Annotated in this window: 13 protein-coding genes; 5 read left to right on the top strand and 8 right to left on the bottom strand. The window is 61.3% G+C overall.

The features are described from left to right. Positions 1-472 precede the first annotated feature (472 nt). Genes SB13_RS14475 through SB13_RS14455 form a run of 5 tightly spaced genes read left to right on the top strand, consistent with a single transcriptional unit; the run spans position 473 to position 7,487 of the window. Positions 473-2,062 carry an ABC transporter substrate-binding protein gene (locus SB13_RS14475; RefSeq protein WP_026741043.1) on the top strand — a complete coding sequence of 530 codons (1,590 nt, stop codon included), beginning with the start codon at positions 473-475 and terminating at the stop codon, positions 2,060-2,062. Beyond that, positions 2,062-3,009 (top strand): ABC transporter permease, encoded by a 948-nt coding sequence (locus SB13_RS14470; protein ID WP_026741042.1) that lies wholly within the window; start codon positions 2,062-2,064, stop codon positions 3,007-3,009. Before SB13_RS14475 ends, SB13_RS14470 begins: the two co-directional genes overlap by 1 nt. 7 nt (positions 3,010-3,016) lie before the next feature. Further along, positions 3,017-3,847 (top strand): ABC transporter permease, encoded by an 831-nt coding sequence (locus SB13_RS14465; RefSeq protein WP_026741041.1) that lies wholly within the window; start codon positions 3,017-3,019, stop codon positions 3,845-3,847. Continuing rightward, the gene (locus SB13_RS14460; protein ID WP_026741040.1) at positions 3,844-5,466 is read left to right on the top strand and encodes an ABC transporter ATP-binding protein; all 1,623 of its coding nucleotides are present in this window, start codon (positions 3,844-3,846) and stop codon (positions 5,464-5,466) included. The genes SB13_RS14465 and SB13_RS14460 overlap by 4 nt, the downstream gene beginning before the upstream one ends. Then, entirely contained in the window at positions 5,466-7,487 is a 2,022-nt protein-coding gene (locus tag SB13_RS14455; RefSeq protein ID WP_026741039.1) for a CocE/NonD family hydrolase, read from the top strand. Before SB13_RS14460 ends, SB13_RS14455 begins: the two co-directional genes overlap by 1 nt. Before the next feature lie 97 nt (positions 7,488-7,584). Here the strand turns inward: SB13_RS14455 and hisP are convergent, their stop codons facing one another. The 8 genes from hisP to SB13_RS14415 form a co-directional block, all read right to left on the bottom strand. Further along, entirely contained in the window at positions 7,585-8,361 is a 777-nt protein-coding gene (gene hisP, locus SB13_RS14450) for a histidine ABC transporter ATP-binding protein HisP (RefSeq protein WP_036150037.1), read from the bottom strand. A gap of 30 nt (positions 8,362-8,391) precedes the next feature. Continuing rightward, the gene (locus SB13_RS14445; RefSeq protein ID WP_026741037.1) at positions 8,392-9,096 is read right to left on the bottom strand and encodes an ABC transporter permease; all 705 of its coding nucleotides are present in this window, start codon (positions 9,094-9,096) and stop codon (positions 8,392-8,394) included. Continuing rightward, positions 9,093-9,779 (bottom strand): histidine ABC transporter permease HisQ, encoded by a 687-nt coding sequence (gene hisQ / locus SB13_RS14440; protein ID WP_026741036.1) that lies wholly within the window; start codon positions 9,777-9,779, stop codon positions 9,093-9,095. Before hisQ ends, SB13_RS14445 begins: the two co-directional genes overlap by 4 nt. Before the next feature lie 130 nt (positions 9,780-9,909). Further along, complete coding sequence (gene astE / locus SB13_RS14435) at positions 9,910-10,914, bottom strand: succinylglutamate desuccinylase (protein WP_026741035.1); 1,005 nt, start codon at positions 10,912-10,914, stop codon at positions 9,910-9,912. Positions 10,915-10,926: 12 nt separating this feature from the next. Continuing rightward, positions 10,927-12,267: an N-succinylarginine dihydrolase gene (astB, locus tag SB13_RS14430; RefSeq protein ID WP_026741034.1), complete on the bottom strand. Its 1,341-nt coding sequence runs from the start codon at positions 12,265-12,267 to the stop codon at positions 10,927-10,929. Between the two features lie 68 nt (positions 12,268-12,335). Further along, complete coding sequence (gene astD, locus SB13_RS14425) at positions 12,336-13,820, bottom strand: succinylglutamate-semialdehyde dehydrogenase (RefSeq protein ID WP_026741033.1); 1,485 nt, start codon at positions 13,818-13,820, stop codon at positions 12,336-12,338. After that, the gene (astA, locus tag SB13_RS14420) at positions 13,820-14,854 is read right to left on the bottom strand and encodes an arginine N-succinyltransferase (protein WP_026741032.1); all 1,035 of its coding nucleotides are present in this window, start codon (positions 14,852-14,854) and stop codon (positions 13,820-13,822) included. The genes astD and astA overlap by 1 nt, the downstream gene beginning before the upstream one ends. A gap of 39 nt (positions 14,855-14,893) precedes the next feature. After that, positions 14,894-16,108, bottom strand: a complete 1,215-nt coding sequence (locus tag SB13_RS14415; RefSeq protein WP_026741031.1) for a bifunctional succinylornithine transaminase/acetylornithine transaminase — start codon at positions 16,106-16,108, stop codon at positions 14,894-14,896. Between the last annotated feature and the right edge of the window lie 345 nt (positions 16,109-16,453).

Genomic DNA, 16,453 nt, shown 5'->3' with positions numbered 1-16,453 from the left:
TCTGCCGTTTTTGGATTTCAAGACAGCGTTATTTATCGACGTCAAGCGGCGCTTTCTGATTCATTATTTTTTTGATATCAATGGGCGCCTCGGGAATAACCACAGATGGCGCATCACTGACCCAACCCGCTATTTTTCACCCGTTCAATGAACCGCCAAAATCGCCACTAAGACAAAAAAAGAGGTGACGCCAACAACGCCTTACCCCTGTACAAATCCCCGCGGGAAATAGCCCTTTCAACCAAACCCATTTCACGATATTGCCTGCTGATTTTCCTCACCAAGATTTCTCTTCTGACGTCGTCGATTAGAAAAACGGGCCTGTTTGCAGTATCCTGAGCCGCGTTTTGCCATTATTGGATAGAGAAAACAGAAAATATAAAACATCAGTAAGATGACGGGACACGTACTTATTTCACTCCTCGACGAGTGGTCAATACGCTTATGAAACCAACACCATGGAGAGAAATAAATGAAAAAAGAGCATTCGGACTTACAGAAATGGCTCGGGCAGGCTCAGTTCAGCCGCCGGTCGTTTCTCAATACTGCCGCACTCCTTGGAGCGAGTAGTGTACTTTCTTCATTTCCTTTGAGTAGTTCTGCCGCACAAGCCGTGCCCAAGCGGGGCGGCACGCTCAAACTGGGCATGTCCGGCGGTAATACCAGCGATACGCTCGATCCCACGCTGTTCAGCGACTGGGTGCCGCTCAATCAGGCCTACATGCTGATGAACGGCCTGGTCGAAATCGACGAGAACAATCAGGCCACGCCTGAGCTGCTGGAGAGCTGGCAGGTCGAACCGGGCGCCAAAGAGTGGCGCTTCAAGGTGCGTCAGGGCGTCACTTTCCATAACGGCAAAACGCTGGACGCGGATGACATCATCTACTCCATCAACCTGCACCGCGGCGAAAACTCGCGCAGCGCCATCCGCTCCCAGTTGGCCAGCATCACCAAACTCTCCCGCACCGCCCCTGACGAAATTGCCATTACGCTCGACAGCGGCAATGCGGATCTGCCTTACCTGTTGGCCGACTATCACCTGCTGGTCGTGCCGAATGGCTTCACCGACTGGTCGCACCCCATCGGCACCGGCGGATTTACATTCGACTACTACCAGCCGGGCGTGCGCTCCCGCTTCAAACGCAACCCCAATTACTGGAAGCCAGACCGTGCGTTCGTCGACGCCGTGGAAGTGCTGGTCATCAACGATCCGACGGCCCGCACCAATGCGCTGATCTCCGGTCAGGTTCATGCCATCAACCGCGTCGATTTCAAAACCGTCGACTTCCTCAAGCGCAGCCCGATGCTGAATATCGTGCGATCTTCCGGCGGCCAGCACTTCACGTTCCTGATGGACTGCCGCGCCGCGCCGTTCAACAACAACGACGTGCGCCTCGCGATCAAGTACGGCATTGACCGTGAAAAAATTCTGGCTACCGTGCTGCGCGGCTACGGCAGCCTCGGCAACGACCACCCGATTCCGAAAACCGACCGCTTCTTCAACCACGAGCTACCGCAGCGCGCATGGGATCCCGATAAGGCCAAATTCCATCTGAAGAAAGCCGGACTCACCACGCTGCCGCTGGAACTCTCCTCTTCCGACGCCGCTTTCGCCGGGGCGCTGGACGCGGCGGCGCTGTTCCAGGGGCAGGCCAGTCAGTCGGGTATCCAGGTCACCATCAAACGCCAGCCGGCCGACAGCTACTGGGAAAACGTGTGGATGAAAGCCCCCTTCAGCATGGGCTACTGGGGCGGCCGTCCGACTGCCGATCAGATGTTCTCCACCGCCTGGCAGTCCACCGCCAAGTGGAATGACTCGCACTGGAAAAACGACCGCTTCGATGCGCTTCTCTTGCAGGCCCGTTCTATGTTGGACGAGAAATCGCGCGCCGACATCTATGGCGAACTACAGAGCATCGCACGCGATGACGGCGGCGCGATGATTCCGCTGTTCGGCGACTATCTCGATGCGACCAGCAAAAAACTGGGCGGCGTGACTCCCCATCCGTTATTCAACTTTATGGGGGGACGTCTGGCTGAGCGCGTCTGGCTGGAGTCGTAATGAAAAAGCATATCCTTCATCGACTGCTGCTGGGGCTATTGACGCTCTGGCTGGTTTCCATGCTGATCTTTCTCGGCACCGAGCTGCTGCCCGGCGATATCGCCAGCGCGCTGCTCGGGCAGAACGGCACTCCGGAAACCATCGCCGCGCTGCGCACCCAACTGGGGCTGGACCAGCCCGCCATCGGCCGTTATCTGCACTGGCTGACCGGCATACTGCATGGCGATCTCGGCACCTCGTTGGCTAACGGACGTCCTATCAGCGAAGAATTGCTGCCAAGACTGGAGAACACCCTGTTCCTGGCCGCCTATGCTGCGCTCATCGCCATCCCGCTGGCGGTGGCGCTCGGTATCGCCTGCGCTATCTGGCGCGGTTCACTGTTCGATCGCCTCGCCAACTCGTTGACGCTGTTGAGCATCTCCGTGCCGGAGTTTTTCGTCGGCTACCTGCTGGTGATCTTCTTCGCCATCCACTTCGCCTGGTTCCCCAGTCTGGCGATGGTCAGCCCGGACGACTCGCTGACGCAGCGGCTCTATAACGCGACGCTGCCGATGCTCACGCTGGTGCTGGTGGTGCTCGCGCATATGCTGCGCATGACGCGCGCCTCCGTCGGCGCGGTCATGTCCGCCAGCTATATCGAAACCGCCCTGCTGAAGGGCGTGCCGCGCTGGCGTATCGTGATGGGCCATGCCCTGCCCAACGCGCTGGCGCCCATCATCAACGTGGTGGCCTTTAACCTCGCGTATCTGGTCGTCGGCGTGATCCTGGTCGAAGTCGTCTTCGTCTATCCGGGGATCGGACAGCTGATGGTCGATGCGGTTAGTAAACGCGATCTGCCAGTGGTGCAGGCGTGCGGACTGCTGTTCGGCGGCACTTATATTCTGCTGAATACCGTCGCCGACCTGCTGGCTATCTGGTGTAACCCCCGTCTGCGACATACGAGGTAAGCAAGGCATGAACATCACTAAAATGCGCGGAGTGCCGCTCTCCGCGTGGATCGGGCTATTGATTATCGCCGCCAATCTGATCGGCGCGCTGTTCGCGCCCTGGCTGGCTCCGCATAGCGAAACGGCGCAGGTCGGCGATATCTGGATGTCGCCTTCGGCAGACGCCCTGCTCGGCACCGACAGTCTGGGACGCGATATGCTGTCCCGCATTCTGTTCGGCGCCCGCACCACCATCGCCATTGCGCTGGTGATCACCTTCAGCTCCTTCGTCATCGGGATCATGACCGGATTCACTGCGGCGATTTATGGCCGCTGGGTCGACGTCGTGTTGACGCGTATCGTCGATACGCTGATGTCGATTCCGGTACTGATTTTGGCGCTGATCGTCCTCTCTGTGCTGGGAACGTCGATTCCGGTGCTGGTCGGCACCATCGCGCTGCTGGACGCCACCCGCGTCTTCCGGCTCGCGCGTCTGGTCGCGCAGGACATCGTGTGTCAGGAGTATGTGGAACTGGCCCGACTCCGGGGCGAAGGCCTGCGCTGGATTTTGACGCGGGAAATCCTGCCCAACGCCATCCCGCCGCTGCTGGCCGAATTCGGCATGCGCTTCTGTTTCACGTTCCTGTTCATCGCCGGTCTCAGCTTCCTGGGTCTGGGCATTCAGCCGCCGTACGCCGACTGGGGAAGCATGGTGCGCGACAACGCGCAGGCCATCAACTTCGGGCTGCTGGCGCCGCTCTATCCGGCGGCGGCCATCGCGCTGCTGACTATCGGCGTCAATCTGGTCGTGGACTGGCTGCTGCTGCGCAATAACCTGTCACTGGGGGATGAGGCATGAATCAACCTGTACTCGACATCCGCAACCTGCGCATAGAAACCGAGGACACCGGACGCGCGCTGGTGCAGGACATATCGCTCACCCTGCAACGGGGCGAGGTGCTTGGGCTTATCGGCGAGTCCGGCGCGGGCAAGTCCACCATCGGGCTGGCCGCGATGGGCTATACCCGTCCGGGCTGCCGGATCGGCGCGGGCGAAGTCCGCATCGACGACCAAGACATCGTACCGCTCTCCAACGCGCAGAAGCAGGCGATCCGCGGCCGACGCGTCGCCTACGTGGCGCAGAGCGCCGCCGCCGCGTTCAACCCGGCGCTGACCATCGGCAAACAGGTCTGCGAAGGCCCGTTGCGCCACGGTCTGATGAGCCGCAGCGAGGCGAACGCGTGGGCCACCACGCTGTTTACCGCACTGGATCTGCCCGACCCGGAAAACATCGGCAAACGCTATCCCCATCAGCTTTCCGGCGGACAGCTGCAACGCGCGATGGCGGCGATGGCGATGTCCTGCAAACCCGACCTGCTGATCATGGACGAACCCACCACCGCGCTGGATGTCACCACGCAGATCGAAGTGCTGGTGATGCTGCGTAAGCTGGTGCGGGAGTTCAACACCGCCGCGCTGTACATCACGCACGATCTGGCCGTCGTGTCTCAGATTGCCGACCGCATTCTGGTGCTGCGTCAGGGACGCGCCGTTGAATGCGGCGCCACGGACGTCATTTTGCAGACCCCGCAGGAAACCTATACGCAGCAGCTGGTTTCCGAGCGGACGCACGCACTGACGCCGGGTGAACAAACGCAGTCCGACGCTTCCGCCCTGCTGACGCTGGAACATCTGAGCACCGGCTACAGCGGCAAACGGGTGGTTCACGATGTGTCGCTAACGCTGCCTAAAGGGCAAACGCTGGCGGTCATCGGCGAATCCGGCAGCGGTAAAAGCACGCTGGCGCGGGCGCTGTGCGGCCTCTTAAACGATACCGAAGGCGATGCGATTTTTGACGGCGTGAAACTGGCGCACCGCTATCAGCAGCGCGACAAAGAGACGCTGCGCCGCATTCAGATGATCTACCAGTTGCCGGACGTCGCGCTGAATCCGCGACAGACGATTCTGGAAGCGATCGGCCGCCCTGTCGCCTTCTATTTCGGCTACAACCGCCAGCAGGTGCGCGCTCGCGTCGAGGAACTGCTCCAGCTGACCGAACTGCCGATTTCGCTGGCGGACCGCTACCCCGGCGAGCTTTCCGGCGGGCAGAAACAGCGCGTCTGCATCGCCCGGGCGCTGGCCGCCAATCCGGACCTGATCATCTGCGACGAAGCGACGTCCGCGCTTGACCCGCTGGTCGCCGAAGGCGTGCTGAATCTGCTCAAACGGCTGCAAGAGCAGCTGGGGCTCTCCTATCTGTTCATCACGCACGATCTCGGCACGGTCAAACGCGTCGCTCAGCAGGTCGCAGTCATGTATCAGGGCAACATCGTCGCGCAAGGGCCGACAAGCCAGGTCTTCAGCGCCCCGATGCACCCCTACACCGAGAAACTGCTGACCTCCGTACCTGAAATGCGCAGCTCCTGGCTCGACGAAGTGTTGGAGACTCGCAGCAATGAAATTTCGACAGGAATATGATGAAAGAAACCGTAACCCACTTTCCGCACAACGTCGTTGTTACCGAACATTTCTGGATCCCGCTGGCCGACGGCACCCGTCTGGCCGCGCGGATGTGGCTGCCTGAGCAGGCGCATCAGCAGCCGGTTCCGGCTATCCTGGAATACATCCCCTACCGCAAGCGCGACGGCACCCGTACGCGCGATGAGCCGATGCATGGCTGGTTTGCGGGCCACGGCTACGCAGTCCTGCGTGTGGACATGCGCGGCAGCGGCGAATCCGACGGGCTGATGGCCGATGAGTATCTGCCGCAGGAGCAGGAAGATGCGCTGGAAGTCATCGACTGGATCAGCCGTCAGCCGTGGTGCAGCGGCGCGGTCGGCATGATGGGCAAATCCTGGGGCGGCTTTAACTGCCTGCAACTGGCGGCGCGTCGTCCGCCGGCGCTGAAAGCCATTATCACCGTCTGCTCGACCGACGATCGCTACAACGACGACATCCACTACAAAGGCGGCTGTCTGCTGAACGATAACCTGTGGTGGGGCGGCATCATGATGGCGTACCAGAGCCGTCCGCAGGATCCGGCGTTGGTCGGCGAGGGCTGGTATCAGGACTGGATGCACCGGCTCGACAACATGCCGTTCTTCCCCGCCCAATGGATGGATCATCCGCTACGCGACGCCTACTGGCGCCACGGCTCCGTGGGCGAAAACTGGTCGGACATTCAGTGCCCGGTCATGGCGATTGGCGGCTGGGCGGACTCTTACACCAACGCCGTCTTCCGCCTGATGGACAACCTTGAGGTCCCGCGCAAAGCCATCATCGGCCCGTGGGCGCACATTTATCCGCAGGACGGCACGCCGGAACCGGCCATCGGCTTCCTGCAAGAGGCCGTGCGCTGGTGGGACCATTGGCTGAAAGGCGAGGACAATGACGTGCTGGACGGCCCGCGCGTACAGGCCTGGATGAACGACAGCCAGCGCCCCAGCTCGCAGCGGCCCAAAGCACCGGGCGAATGGATCGGCATTGACGGCGATACGGCGTCCGCCACAACGCCGCGCACCTTCTGGTTGCAGCGCGGTCAGTTGAACGACCACCCGGATGAGCGCGCCGGCTGGCAGAACATCTGCTCGCCCCAGAGTCACGGCGTGATGGGCGGAGAATGGATGGGCGCAGGCGTGTTGGGCGAAAGCCCGAGCGACCAGCGCATCGACGATGGTCTGGCGACGTTTTATGAAAGCGAACCGCTGCCGGAGATGCTGACGATCTACGGCCTGCCGCAGTTCAGCGTCGCGCTGAAAAGCGATAAGCCCGCCGCCATGCTGTATGTGCGCCTGTCAGACGTTGCGGAAGACGGAGCGGTGACCCGCGTCTCGCACGGCTGGGTGAATCTAAGCCATTTGCAGGGGCAGGATCGCCACACGCCGCTGACGCCGGGCGATACCGTGCAGGTCAACGTCCAGCTGGATGGCATCGCCTGGCGCTTCCCCGCCGGGCATCGTCTGCGGGTCTCACTGGCGACGACCTACTGGCCGATGGTGTGGCCGATGGCCGAAGCGGCGACGCTGAGCGTCGATCTGGCGAGTGCGCAGCTGCGCCTGCCGGTCTGTGACTCCGTGCAGCCCATCGCCGGCCCCAACCCGCAACCCAAGACCGCGCCGGACACCCCGCTGACCGTGCTGTCGCCGGGACGGGTCGATCGCCATGCGTCTTACGACATCGTCACCGATACCTGGACCTACGTCACCGAAGGCGTCGGCGGCGTGTTCGGCGAGGGGGTTTACCGCTTCGACGATATCGATACCACCGTCGACCACAGCCTGCGTCGTGAGCTGACCATCAATAGCCAGGACCCGCTGTCGGCCCGCTATCTGTTGACGCAGTCGATGAAGATGGGGCGTGAAGGCTGGTGGACCGAGGCGGAGATCACGCTGGAACTGCGCGGCGATCTCACCCACTTCATCGTGACGGCGGATATGCGCATCCAGCATAACGGTCAGGAGGCGTTCAACCGCCAGTGGGATCGCCGTATCCCGCGTTGATCAACGCCCGCAGCGGCGCGGAGTCACACGCCGTTTAACGCCGCGCACGTTAGCTCATGCTCAAACCGCCCGACTGTCGGGCGGTTTTTTATTGCGGTTATTTCAACGCGCCGGACAGAAACTGCCGCAAGCGGGGACTTTGGGGATGGTTAAACAGCTCATCTGGCGGGCCTTGCTCTTCAATCACGCCCTGATGCAGGAACACCACCTGCGTGGAGACATGACGAGCGAACTCCATTTCGTGCGTCACCACAATCATGGTTTTGCCCTCCTCCGCCAGCTGCTGCATGATTTTCAGGACTTCCCCGACCAGCTCCGGATCCAGCGCCGAGGTCGGTTCGTCGAACAACAGCACCTCCGGCTCCATCGCCAGCGCGCGCGCAATGGAAACGCGCTGCTGCTGTCCGCCGGACAGGCTGGAAGGGTATTTTCCGCGCGCCCGTTCGTCGATGCCGACTTTATCCAGATAACGAATGGCGCGTTCGCGCGCGTCGGCGCGGCTGATGCCCAGCACCTGAATCGGCGCCTCCATGACGTTTTCCAGCACCGTCATATGGCTCCACAGGTTGAAGTGCTGAAACACCATCGTCAGCCGCGTCCGCAACAACTGTAGCTGTTTCTTATCGAACACTTTCAGCTGGCCATCTTTGTCCCGCACCAGTCGGATCTCCTTCTCGTTGACCCACAGCGTGCCCTCCGTGGGCTTTTCAAGAAAGTTGATGCAGCGCAGCAGCGTACTTTTACCGGAACCGGAGGAGCCGATGATGGAAATCACGTCGCCGGCGCTGGCGGACAGCGAGACGCCTTTCAGCACCTCATGTTCGCCGTAATACTTGTGCAGTTCGGTCACGACTAATTTTTTCTTCTGAGACATATACATTCTCCTGCTATCCAGCGCGGATGATTAAGGTTTGAGATGGATCAGCCAGCGTTTTTCCGCTTTGCGGAACAGGCGAATCAGGCCGTAGGAAACGGCCAGGTAGAGCACGGCGGCAAGGCCGAAAGCATAGAAAGGCTGATAGGTGGCGGCGTTGATATCACGCGCCACTTTCAGCAGATCCGGCACCGTGGCGGTAAACGCCAGCGCGGTGGAGTGCAGCATCATAATCACTTCGTTGCCGTAGGCCGGCAGCGCAATACGCAGCGCGGACGGCAGGATGATGCTGCGATACATCTTGGCGCGCGAGAAACCATACGCCTTCGCCGCTTCCACCTCGCCATGCGGCACCGCGCGGATACCGCCCGCGAAAATTTCCGAACTGTAGGCGCAGGTATTCAGCACCAGCGCCAAAATCGTGCAGTTCATCCCGCTGCGGAAAAAGGCGTTGAGCACCTCAGTGCCGCGCACCGCTTCGAGGCTGTAGACGCCGGTGTAAATCACCAACAGCTGAACGTAGAGCGGCGTACCGCGAAAAATATAGCTGTAGAGCCAGGCGGGAAAACTCAGCCAGCGCGACGAAGAAACCCGGGCCATCGCCAGCGGCAACGCCAGCAGGCCGCCCAGCAGCACGGACACGATTAGCAGCCACAGCGTGATCGCCAGACCGGTGATCCGATAGCCGTCACTCCACAGCAGCGGCTGCCAATACTGTTGCAGGATCTCGATCATAGTTCGGCCCTCTTTACACCCAGAGAGTAACGCCGCTCCAGCCACAGCAAGACGCCGTTGGAAACGGTGGTCAGCAGCAGATAGATCGCCCCGGCCATCAGGGTGTAGAAGAACGGCTGCCAAGTGCCTTTACCAGCCAACTGAGTCGCTTTGACCACATCGTGCAGTCCCAGAATGGACACCAGCGCCGTCGCTTTAAGAATAATCATCCAGTTGTTGCCAATGCTGGGCAGGGCGAAACGCATCATGGCGGGGAACATCACGCGGCGGAAAACCTGCATCCCGCTGAAGCCATAGGCCTGCGCCGCCTCAATCTGTCCGCGCGGAACAGCCATAAAAGCGCCGCGAAACGTCTCGGTGAAGTAAGCGCCGTAGATGACGGCCAGCGTGATCACGCCCGCCGAGAGCGGGTCGATATCGATTTGGGACATGCCCAGAGACTCCGTCACGTGGTTGAGCGTGATTTGCAGCCCATAGAAAATCAGCAGCATCAGCACCAAATCCGGCACGCCGCGAATCAGCGTGGTGTAGGCGTTGAGCGCCGCGGCGAGCGGACGGATGCGCGAGAGCTTGCCGCTCGCGCCGAGGAGGCCGATGATCACGGCCAGCAGCACCGAACTTAGCGCCAGCGCGATCGTCACCAGCGTGCCTTCGAAGATCAATTTATTGTATCCCTGCAACATTCGTCGTCCTCTCTCTGTTATTGGATGTGTGGCTGTTGCCGCGCACAAGGCGCTTAACACGCCACTCTGTCGATGCTCTCCCCGGCATTGACTCAAGCGGCGCGCAGCACAGCGTAAGGACGTTCCGCGATCAGAACGGCGCGCTCAGGCTGTCCCACTCGCGTTCGGTCAGGACAAGTCCCGCCCGCAAACCCAACGCCACGTTCGGATTGGGAAACAAAATCCACGCGTGACGAGGTTGGACCCGATAGCTTTCTCCCGCCTGCTCACACAGCAGCGTGCCGTGATCGATGCGGGTGAAGTTCGGCGTGTCGTCCGCCAGAAACAGCTGAAAGTCGTCGCTGCGCTTGATCAGCGAGCTATCCACGCCGAACACCCGCAGCGGCTCGCCGGTGCGCGGCGGAATATCCACTGCGCTCACCAGTGCCCGCAGCACGCAATCGATCGCGGAAAACTGCCCGAGATCGTTTTGGCCGAACGGCCGCGCCTTCCCCAGCTCCAGCGTGCAGCTCTCCGCCTGAAAATGTTCGCTGCTGAAGTGGCTGAAGGTGCCGCCCGGCTCGCTGTGCACCACCAGCGCGTCCAACTCCGCCCCCGCCAGCGCCGCCAGCAGCGCCGGGCTGTATGGCCGCGGCTGGTAAGGCAACACACCGAAACGCGGCAGCAGCGACTCACGGATAGCCGTATGCAGATCGTAGTGATGCCGTTCTATGCCGCGTTCCGGCGCATCCGCCTCGAAGAAAGCGGCCAGCAGCGGCTCCAGACGGCGCGCGCGGGTCGTGTCTTCCCCCGGCGCGAACTGGGCATGACGACCACCGAACATGCGGTTCATATCGCTGTGGAGATAGCGTTTCCCCACCCGTATCGCCGCCGGATTGCCCAAGACCGCCAGCAGCCGCACGCCCAAATTCAAGCGCCCCGCCAGCAGGTCGCCGACCAGCGCATCGAGCAGTTCAATCGGCGCCGTTTCGTTGCCGTGGACGCCCGCCGAGAGCACCACCGCCCGGCGGTAGCCTGCGCGAGGAGTCAGCTCCAGCACGCCTTCATCCCGCCAGCACCAGTGCAGTGCGGCGGTCTCGCCTGCGGTTGTCGACGGCCGCTCGCCGCGCAGCGTCAGCGCTAAAAAGTCGTTCATGCGCCGCNCTCCTTACCGTTGAAATTCGTAGACGGCGCCAAGTCCGAGGATCGACGTTAATGCGTCCAGCGCTTCGCGCCCTTCCCGCAGCAGCTGCGGGTCGGCCAGATCGCCCGCGCTCAGCCGGTCGCGATAGTAGCGGTCAACCCACTGATTCAGCGTGTCAAACAGGGCATCGTTCATCATCACCTGCGGATTGACCGCCTGACGCTCCTCGTCGGTCAGCGCCACGCGCAGCCGCAGGCACGCCGGACCGCCCCCATTACGCATACTTTCGCGCAGATCGAACACCTGGATATCGTCGATCGGGCCGCCGGACGCCGCCATTTCGCTCAAATAGCTCCACACGCCGCGATGGCTGCGCGACTCTTCCGGCACCACTATCGTCATGCGGCCGTTTTCGCGGGTCAGGATCTGGCTGTTGAACAGGTAGGTTGCCACCGCATCCTTCACCGACACCCTGTTTTCCGGCACTTCGATCGCCATCAACTCCTGCTCGATGTGCGCCATCTTGCGGCGGATCTCGTCCAGCGCCTGCGCCTGATGCAGAAACGCAAGCTGATGATGGAACAACACCTGCTGATTGCTGACGGCGATCACGTCATTGTGGAACACGCCTTGGTCGATGACCGCCGGGTTCTGCTGTACGAACGCCGTAGACTGTGGGTCAAGCTGATGCAGACGCGCGATAGCCTCGCTGGCTTCGCGGGTCTGGCGCGCCGGATAGCGCTGCGGTCCCGGCTCGGTCCCGTAATAGTGCTGCCCATAGACAAACACCTGCACGCCGCGGCTGGCATAGTCGCCGCCCAATCGGTTGTGGTTGGCGGCGCCCTCGTCGCCCAGCAGCGCCACCTGAGGCAGCGCTTCGTGATGCACGAAATGCGCCTCGTCACGGAAAATGGCCCGCAGAATGGCGGACGTCGTCGGCGCTTCGATCGCCCGATGGAACTTGTTGTTCAGGTTGGCGGCGGTGAAATGGACACGGCCATCCGCGCTGTCCGCCGAAGGCGATACCGTGGCGGCGTTCGCCGTCCACATGGAGGACGCGGAGCTGAGCGAGGAGAGCAGACGGGGCGAGTCGCGCATGGCCTGCGCCAGCACGTTTTCGTCGCTGCCGCTGAAGCCGAGACGACGCAACGTCGGAATGTGCGGGCGCTCCTGCGGCGGCAATACCGCCTGCGGATAGCCGAGATCCGCCAACGTTTTCATCTTCAGCAGCCCCTGCTTCGCCGCCAGCTTCGGATTAGAGAGGCTATTCTGATGCTGAGTCGAGGCCTCGTTGCCGAATGACAGCCCCGCATAGTGGTGCGTCAGCCCCACCAGCCCATCGAAATTGATTTCATATCCACGCATGTTGACTCCGGAAAACAGAAAGTGGNGGTGTGGCCCCGCTCGCGACGCGCCGTGAGCGGGGCGGCCGATCAGGCATCAGACTCGTCAAACGAGACGCCCGGCGATAGCGCCGTGGGCAAAGACAGCGTTTCGCTTTCCAGCGAGGCCATCGGCCACGCGCAATAGTCTGCGGCGTAAAACGCGCTGGCGCGGTGGTTGCCCGATGCGCCCACGCCGCCGAACGGCGCGGCGCTGGAGGCGCCGGTCAGCGGCTTGTTCCAGTTGACGATACCCGCGCGCGCTTCCAGCAACAGGCGGTCGAACAACGCGCGTCGCGTCGACACCAGCCCCGTCGCCAGACCGTACCGCGTCGCATTGGCGAGACGCAGGGCCTCGTCGAAATCGTCGTAGCGAATGACGCAGACCAGCGGGCCGAACAACTCTTCATCCGGCAGGTTGGTCGCCTCGGTAATATCCAGAATGCCCGGCGTTAGCAGCGCGTTGTTCGTTTCCGGGCGCGTCATCGGCAGCAGCGCTTTCCCTCCTGCGGCTAGCAAAGTTTGTTGCGCTGTCATCAGGGCATCGGCCGCCGCCGCAGAAATGACACCGCCCATAAACGGCTGCGGCTCCGCATCCCAGCGACCGATGCGCAATGTCCGCGCGACCTGGATGAAACGTCGCAGGAACGCGTCGCCCTCGGCTCCGCGTTTGACCAGCAGACGACGCGCGCAGGTACAGCGCTGTCCAGCGGAGACAAAGGCGGACTGGATGGCGAGATTGACCGCCGCATCACGATCCGCAAAATCCTCCACAATCAGCGCGTTGTTGCCGCCCATTTCCAACGCAATGATTTTCTCGGGCTGCCCCGCCAACTGACGATGCAGGAGATAACCGGTGTGGGCGCTGCCCGTGAACAGCAGTCCGTCCGTTTGTCCGTGTCCGGCCAGCGCTTCGCCGGTGGCGCGACCGCCCTGCACCAGATTCAAAACGCCCGCTGGCAGACCGGCCTCGTGCCACAGTTTCACCGTCTCTTCCGCCGTATGCGGGGTCAGCTCGCTGGGCTTGAACACCACGCAGTTGCCCGCCAACAGCGCCGGGACGATATGTCCGTTCGGCAAGTGGCCGGGGAAGTTATAAGGACCGAAGACCGCCAGCACGCCGTGCGGACGATGGCGTAACGACGCAGCGCCGTCCGCCATCGGGGTCACGCTTTCGCCTGTGCGCTGTTCGTAGGCGCGCAGCGAGATAGCGACCTTACCAATCATCGCCTGAACTTCAGTCAGCGTTTCCCAGCGCGGCTTGCTGGTCTCGCGGCTAATAACCGCCGCCAGCTGCGGTTTGTGCGCCTCCAGTAACTGAGCAAAACGCTGGATGATCTCGGTCCGCTGAGCCAGCGACAAGCGGGCCCACGCCGGAAAGGCCGTCCGTGCCGCCGCGCAGGCGTCGTCGACATCCCCCGCATCGGCGGCCGCGCCCTGCCATAGCGGCTGACCATCCAGCGGATCGGTTTTCTCGAATGACGCCCCGCGCCCTTCTCGCCAGGCGCCGTTGATATACAGAGCAGGATGTGACATCAGTGTTTCTCCTCAACGTTGAGCGGTATGACGCGGGCCAGTTCGCCATGTTTAAGACATAGGGCATCGGCCGTCGCGGCATCCAGCCTCAGCGTGTCCTGAGACAGATCGGCCAGAACCCGCATGGCGCGGTAGTGACGGTAGTTATCGTTAGCCACCAGACACACCGTCGCGTTGCTGTCCGCCGCACGATCGTCGATCTCCACGGCTTTTAACTGGCTGTCTTTCACCGCCCGCAGATCGTCGATGTTCGCTTCCAGCGTCGACCCGCCGTCAAAAATATCGACATAACCGCGATAGCTCAGCCCTTCAGCCTCCAAGAGTCGGCGCGCCGGCGCGGTATGCGGATGCACGCGGCCGATGGCGTCGCGGGCGGCTTGGTCCAGAAAGTCCACGTACAGCGGATGTTTCGGCATCAGCTCGGCGATGAACTCTTTTTGACCGATGCCGCTGAGGTAGTCGGCCTGAGCAAAATCGATAGAGAAGAAGTGGCTGCCGACGCCTTCCCAGAACGGCGAGCGGCCGTTCTCATCGGAGTAGCCGCGCATTTCGGCGATCACCCGCTCGGAGAAGTGTTCGCGGAAGGCGGCCATAAACAGAAAGCGCATTTTGGATAGCAGTTTGCCGTTCTGGCTGTGGCGGTAGTCCGGGTCAAGAAAGAGCGTGCACAGCTCGCTGCAGCCGGTATGGTCGTGGCTCAGAGACAGCGTCGGCATCGCCTTGTAGACGTTCAACGCTTTGGACGCGTGCACCAGCGTGCCGAGGCGAAAGTTGTACCAGGGCTCGGTCAGCCCGACCGCGACTTCCAGCGCGCTGACGCCGACCACCCGGCCGCAGGAAACGTCTTCCAGCACAAACAGGTATCCCTGCTCGCTTTTCGGCAGCTCGCCCTGCCAGGTTTTCTGCGCCCGGGAAATGCGGGCGGATAAAATCGCTTCGTTATGCGGCAGCGTGGTCAGACCGACACCGGACTTCTGCGCCAGCGCCATCAGGTCAGGCAGGTCGCGATGCGCGACGGGGCGAATCATCATCATTGTCATATCAACCTCTCTTTCTCTGTCCTTGCGCCGTATTCATCCCCGAAAACGTGCGATGGCGCGCTCAAAGCGCTGTAACCCTTCCTCAATATCAGGTTCCGGAATGACCAGCGACGGGGCGAAACGCACCACGTCCGGACCGGCGATCAACGCAATCAAGCCCTCTTCCGCCGCCAGTTGGGTCAGCGCCTTGGCTTTGCCCGCGTAGTCGGCGTTGAGCTGGCATCCCAGCAGCAGGCCGCGTCCGCGGATGTCTGCGAAGATGCCGTGCCGCTCGTCGATCTGCCGTAGGCGTTCAACGAAAAGCGTGTGCCGACGCTGAACGCCTTCCAGCACATCCGGCGTATTGATGGTGCGGAAAACGGCGCTGGCCACCGCCGTCGCCAGCGGGTTACCGCCGTAGGTCGTTCCGTGCGTACCGACGGACAGCGTGGCGGCCAGCGCATCGGTGGTCAGCATCGCGGCAATCGGGAAACCGCCGCCCAGCGCCTTAGCCGTGGTCAGCACGTCCGGCACAACGTCATACTGCATGTAGGCGTACAGCGAACCGGTACGGCCAACGCCGGTCTGCACCTCGTCGAAAATCAGCAGCGCGCCGTGGCGATCGCACAGTTCGCGCAGACCGCGCAGGAAGGCCGGATCCGCCGGGATAATGCCGCCTTCGCCTTGAATCGGCTCGATGATGACGGCGCAGGTCTGTGCATCAATACCCGCTTCCGCCGCCGCCAGATCGTTGAAAGGCAAATGTTCGATCGCGCCCGGCAACGGCGCGAAATCTTTCGAATATTTGGGCTGCCCGCCCGCGCTGACGGTAAACAGCGTGCGGCCGTGGAAGGCGTTGTTGAACGCGATAATGCGGTTTTTATCCGGCGTGCCCCGATCGTGCGCATATTTGCGCGCCAGCTTTAATGCCGCCTCGTTCGCTTCCGCGCCGGAATTGCAAAAGAACACTTTGTCCGCGAACGTGGCATCGATAAGCTGACCGGCCAGTTGTAGGACCGGCTCATGGGTATAGCCATTGCCGATATGCCACAGCTTCGATGCTTGCTGCGTCAGCGCTTCTACCGCAACCGGGTGACAGTGCCCCAACGCGTTGACGGCAATGCCGCCGGCAAAATCGACATACTCTTTGCCCTGGTTGTCCCACAGGCGCGAGCCTTCCCCTCGATCCAGAATGAACCCGGCGGGGGAATACACCGGCACCATACGTTCATCAAAATCCTGACGCGTTATTTTTGCTGAATGTTTCATCGTGGCCCCATCTCGGTCGGCGGTTCACCGACGTGAGCTCTCATCCATCGTTTCGATCTCAAAGAGCGTTTAAGAGAAAATAATGACAAAGAGACGCGCTTTCTCATTACCCAAGTTCGATTGAAAAAATATTTTATTTTCAAATGAATACATAGAAATCAATCCCGCAGCGCGATGATTGTCGCCAGAGATCAGCGAGAAAAAAGATATCGATGACAGGAGTGAGAGCAGGCATCGTGCCAGAAATGAATAAATGATGCATAAGAGCATTTTTTTTCTTAAAAACAACCAATTACAAATGCATAATTATGCACTCATCTTGAATTCAAACTTAAAGTCAAAAAG

The sequence above is a fragment of the Lonsdalea quercina subsp. quercina genome, from assembly GCF_000688695.1.
GTDB classification, from domain to species: Bacteria; Pseudomonadota; Gammaproteobacteria; order Enterobacterales; family Enterobacteriaceae; genus Lonsdalea; species Lonsdalea quercina_D.
This window is presented reverse-complemented; position numbering and strand designations above follow the sequence as displayed.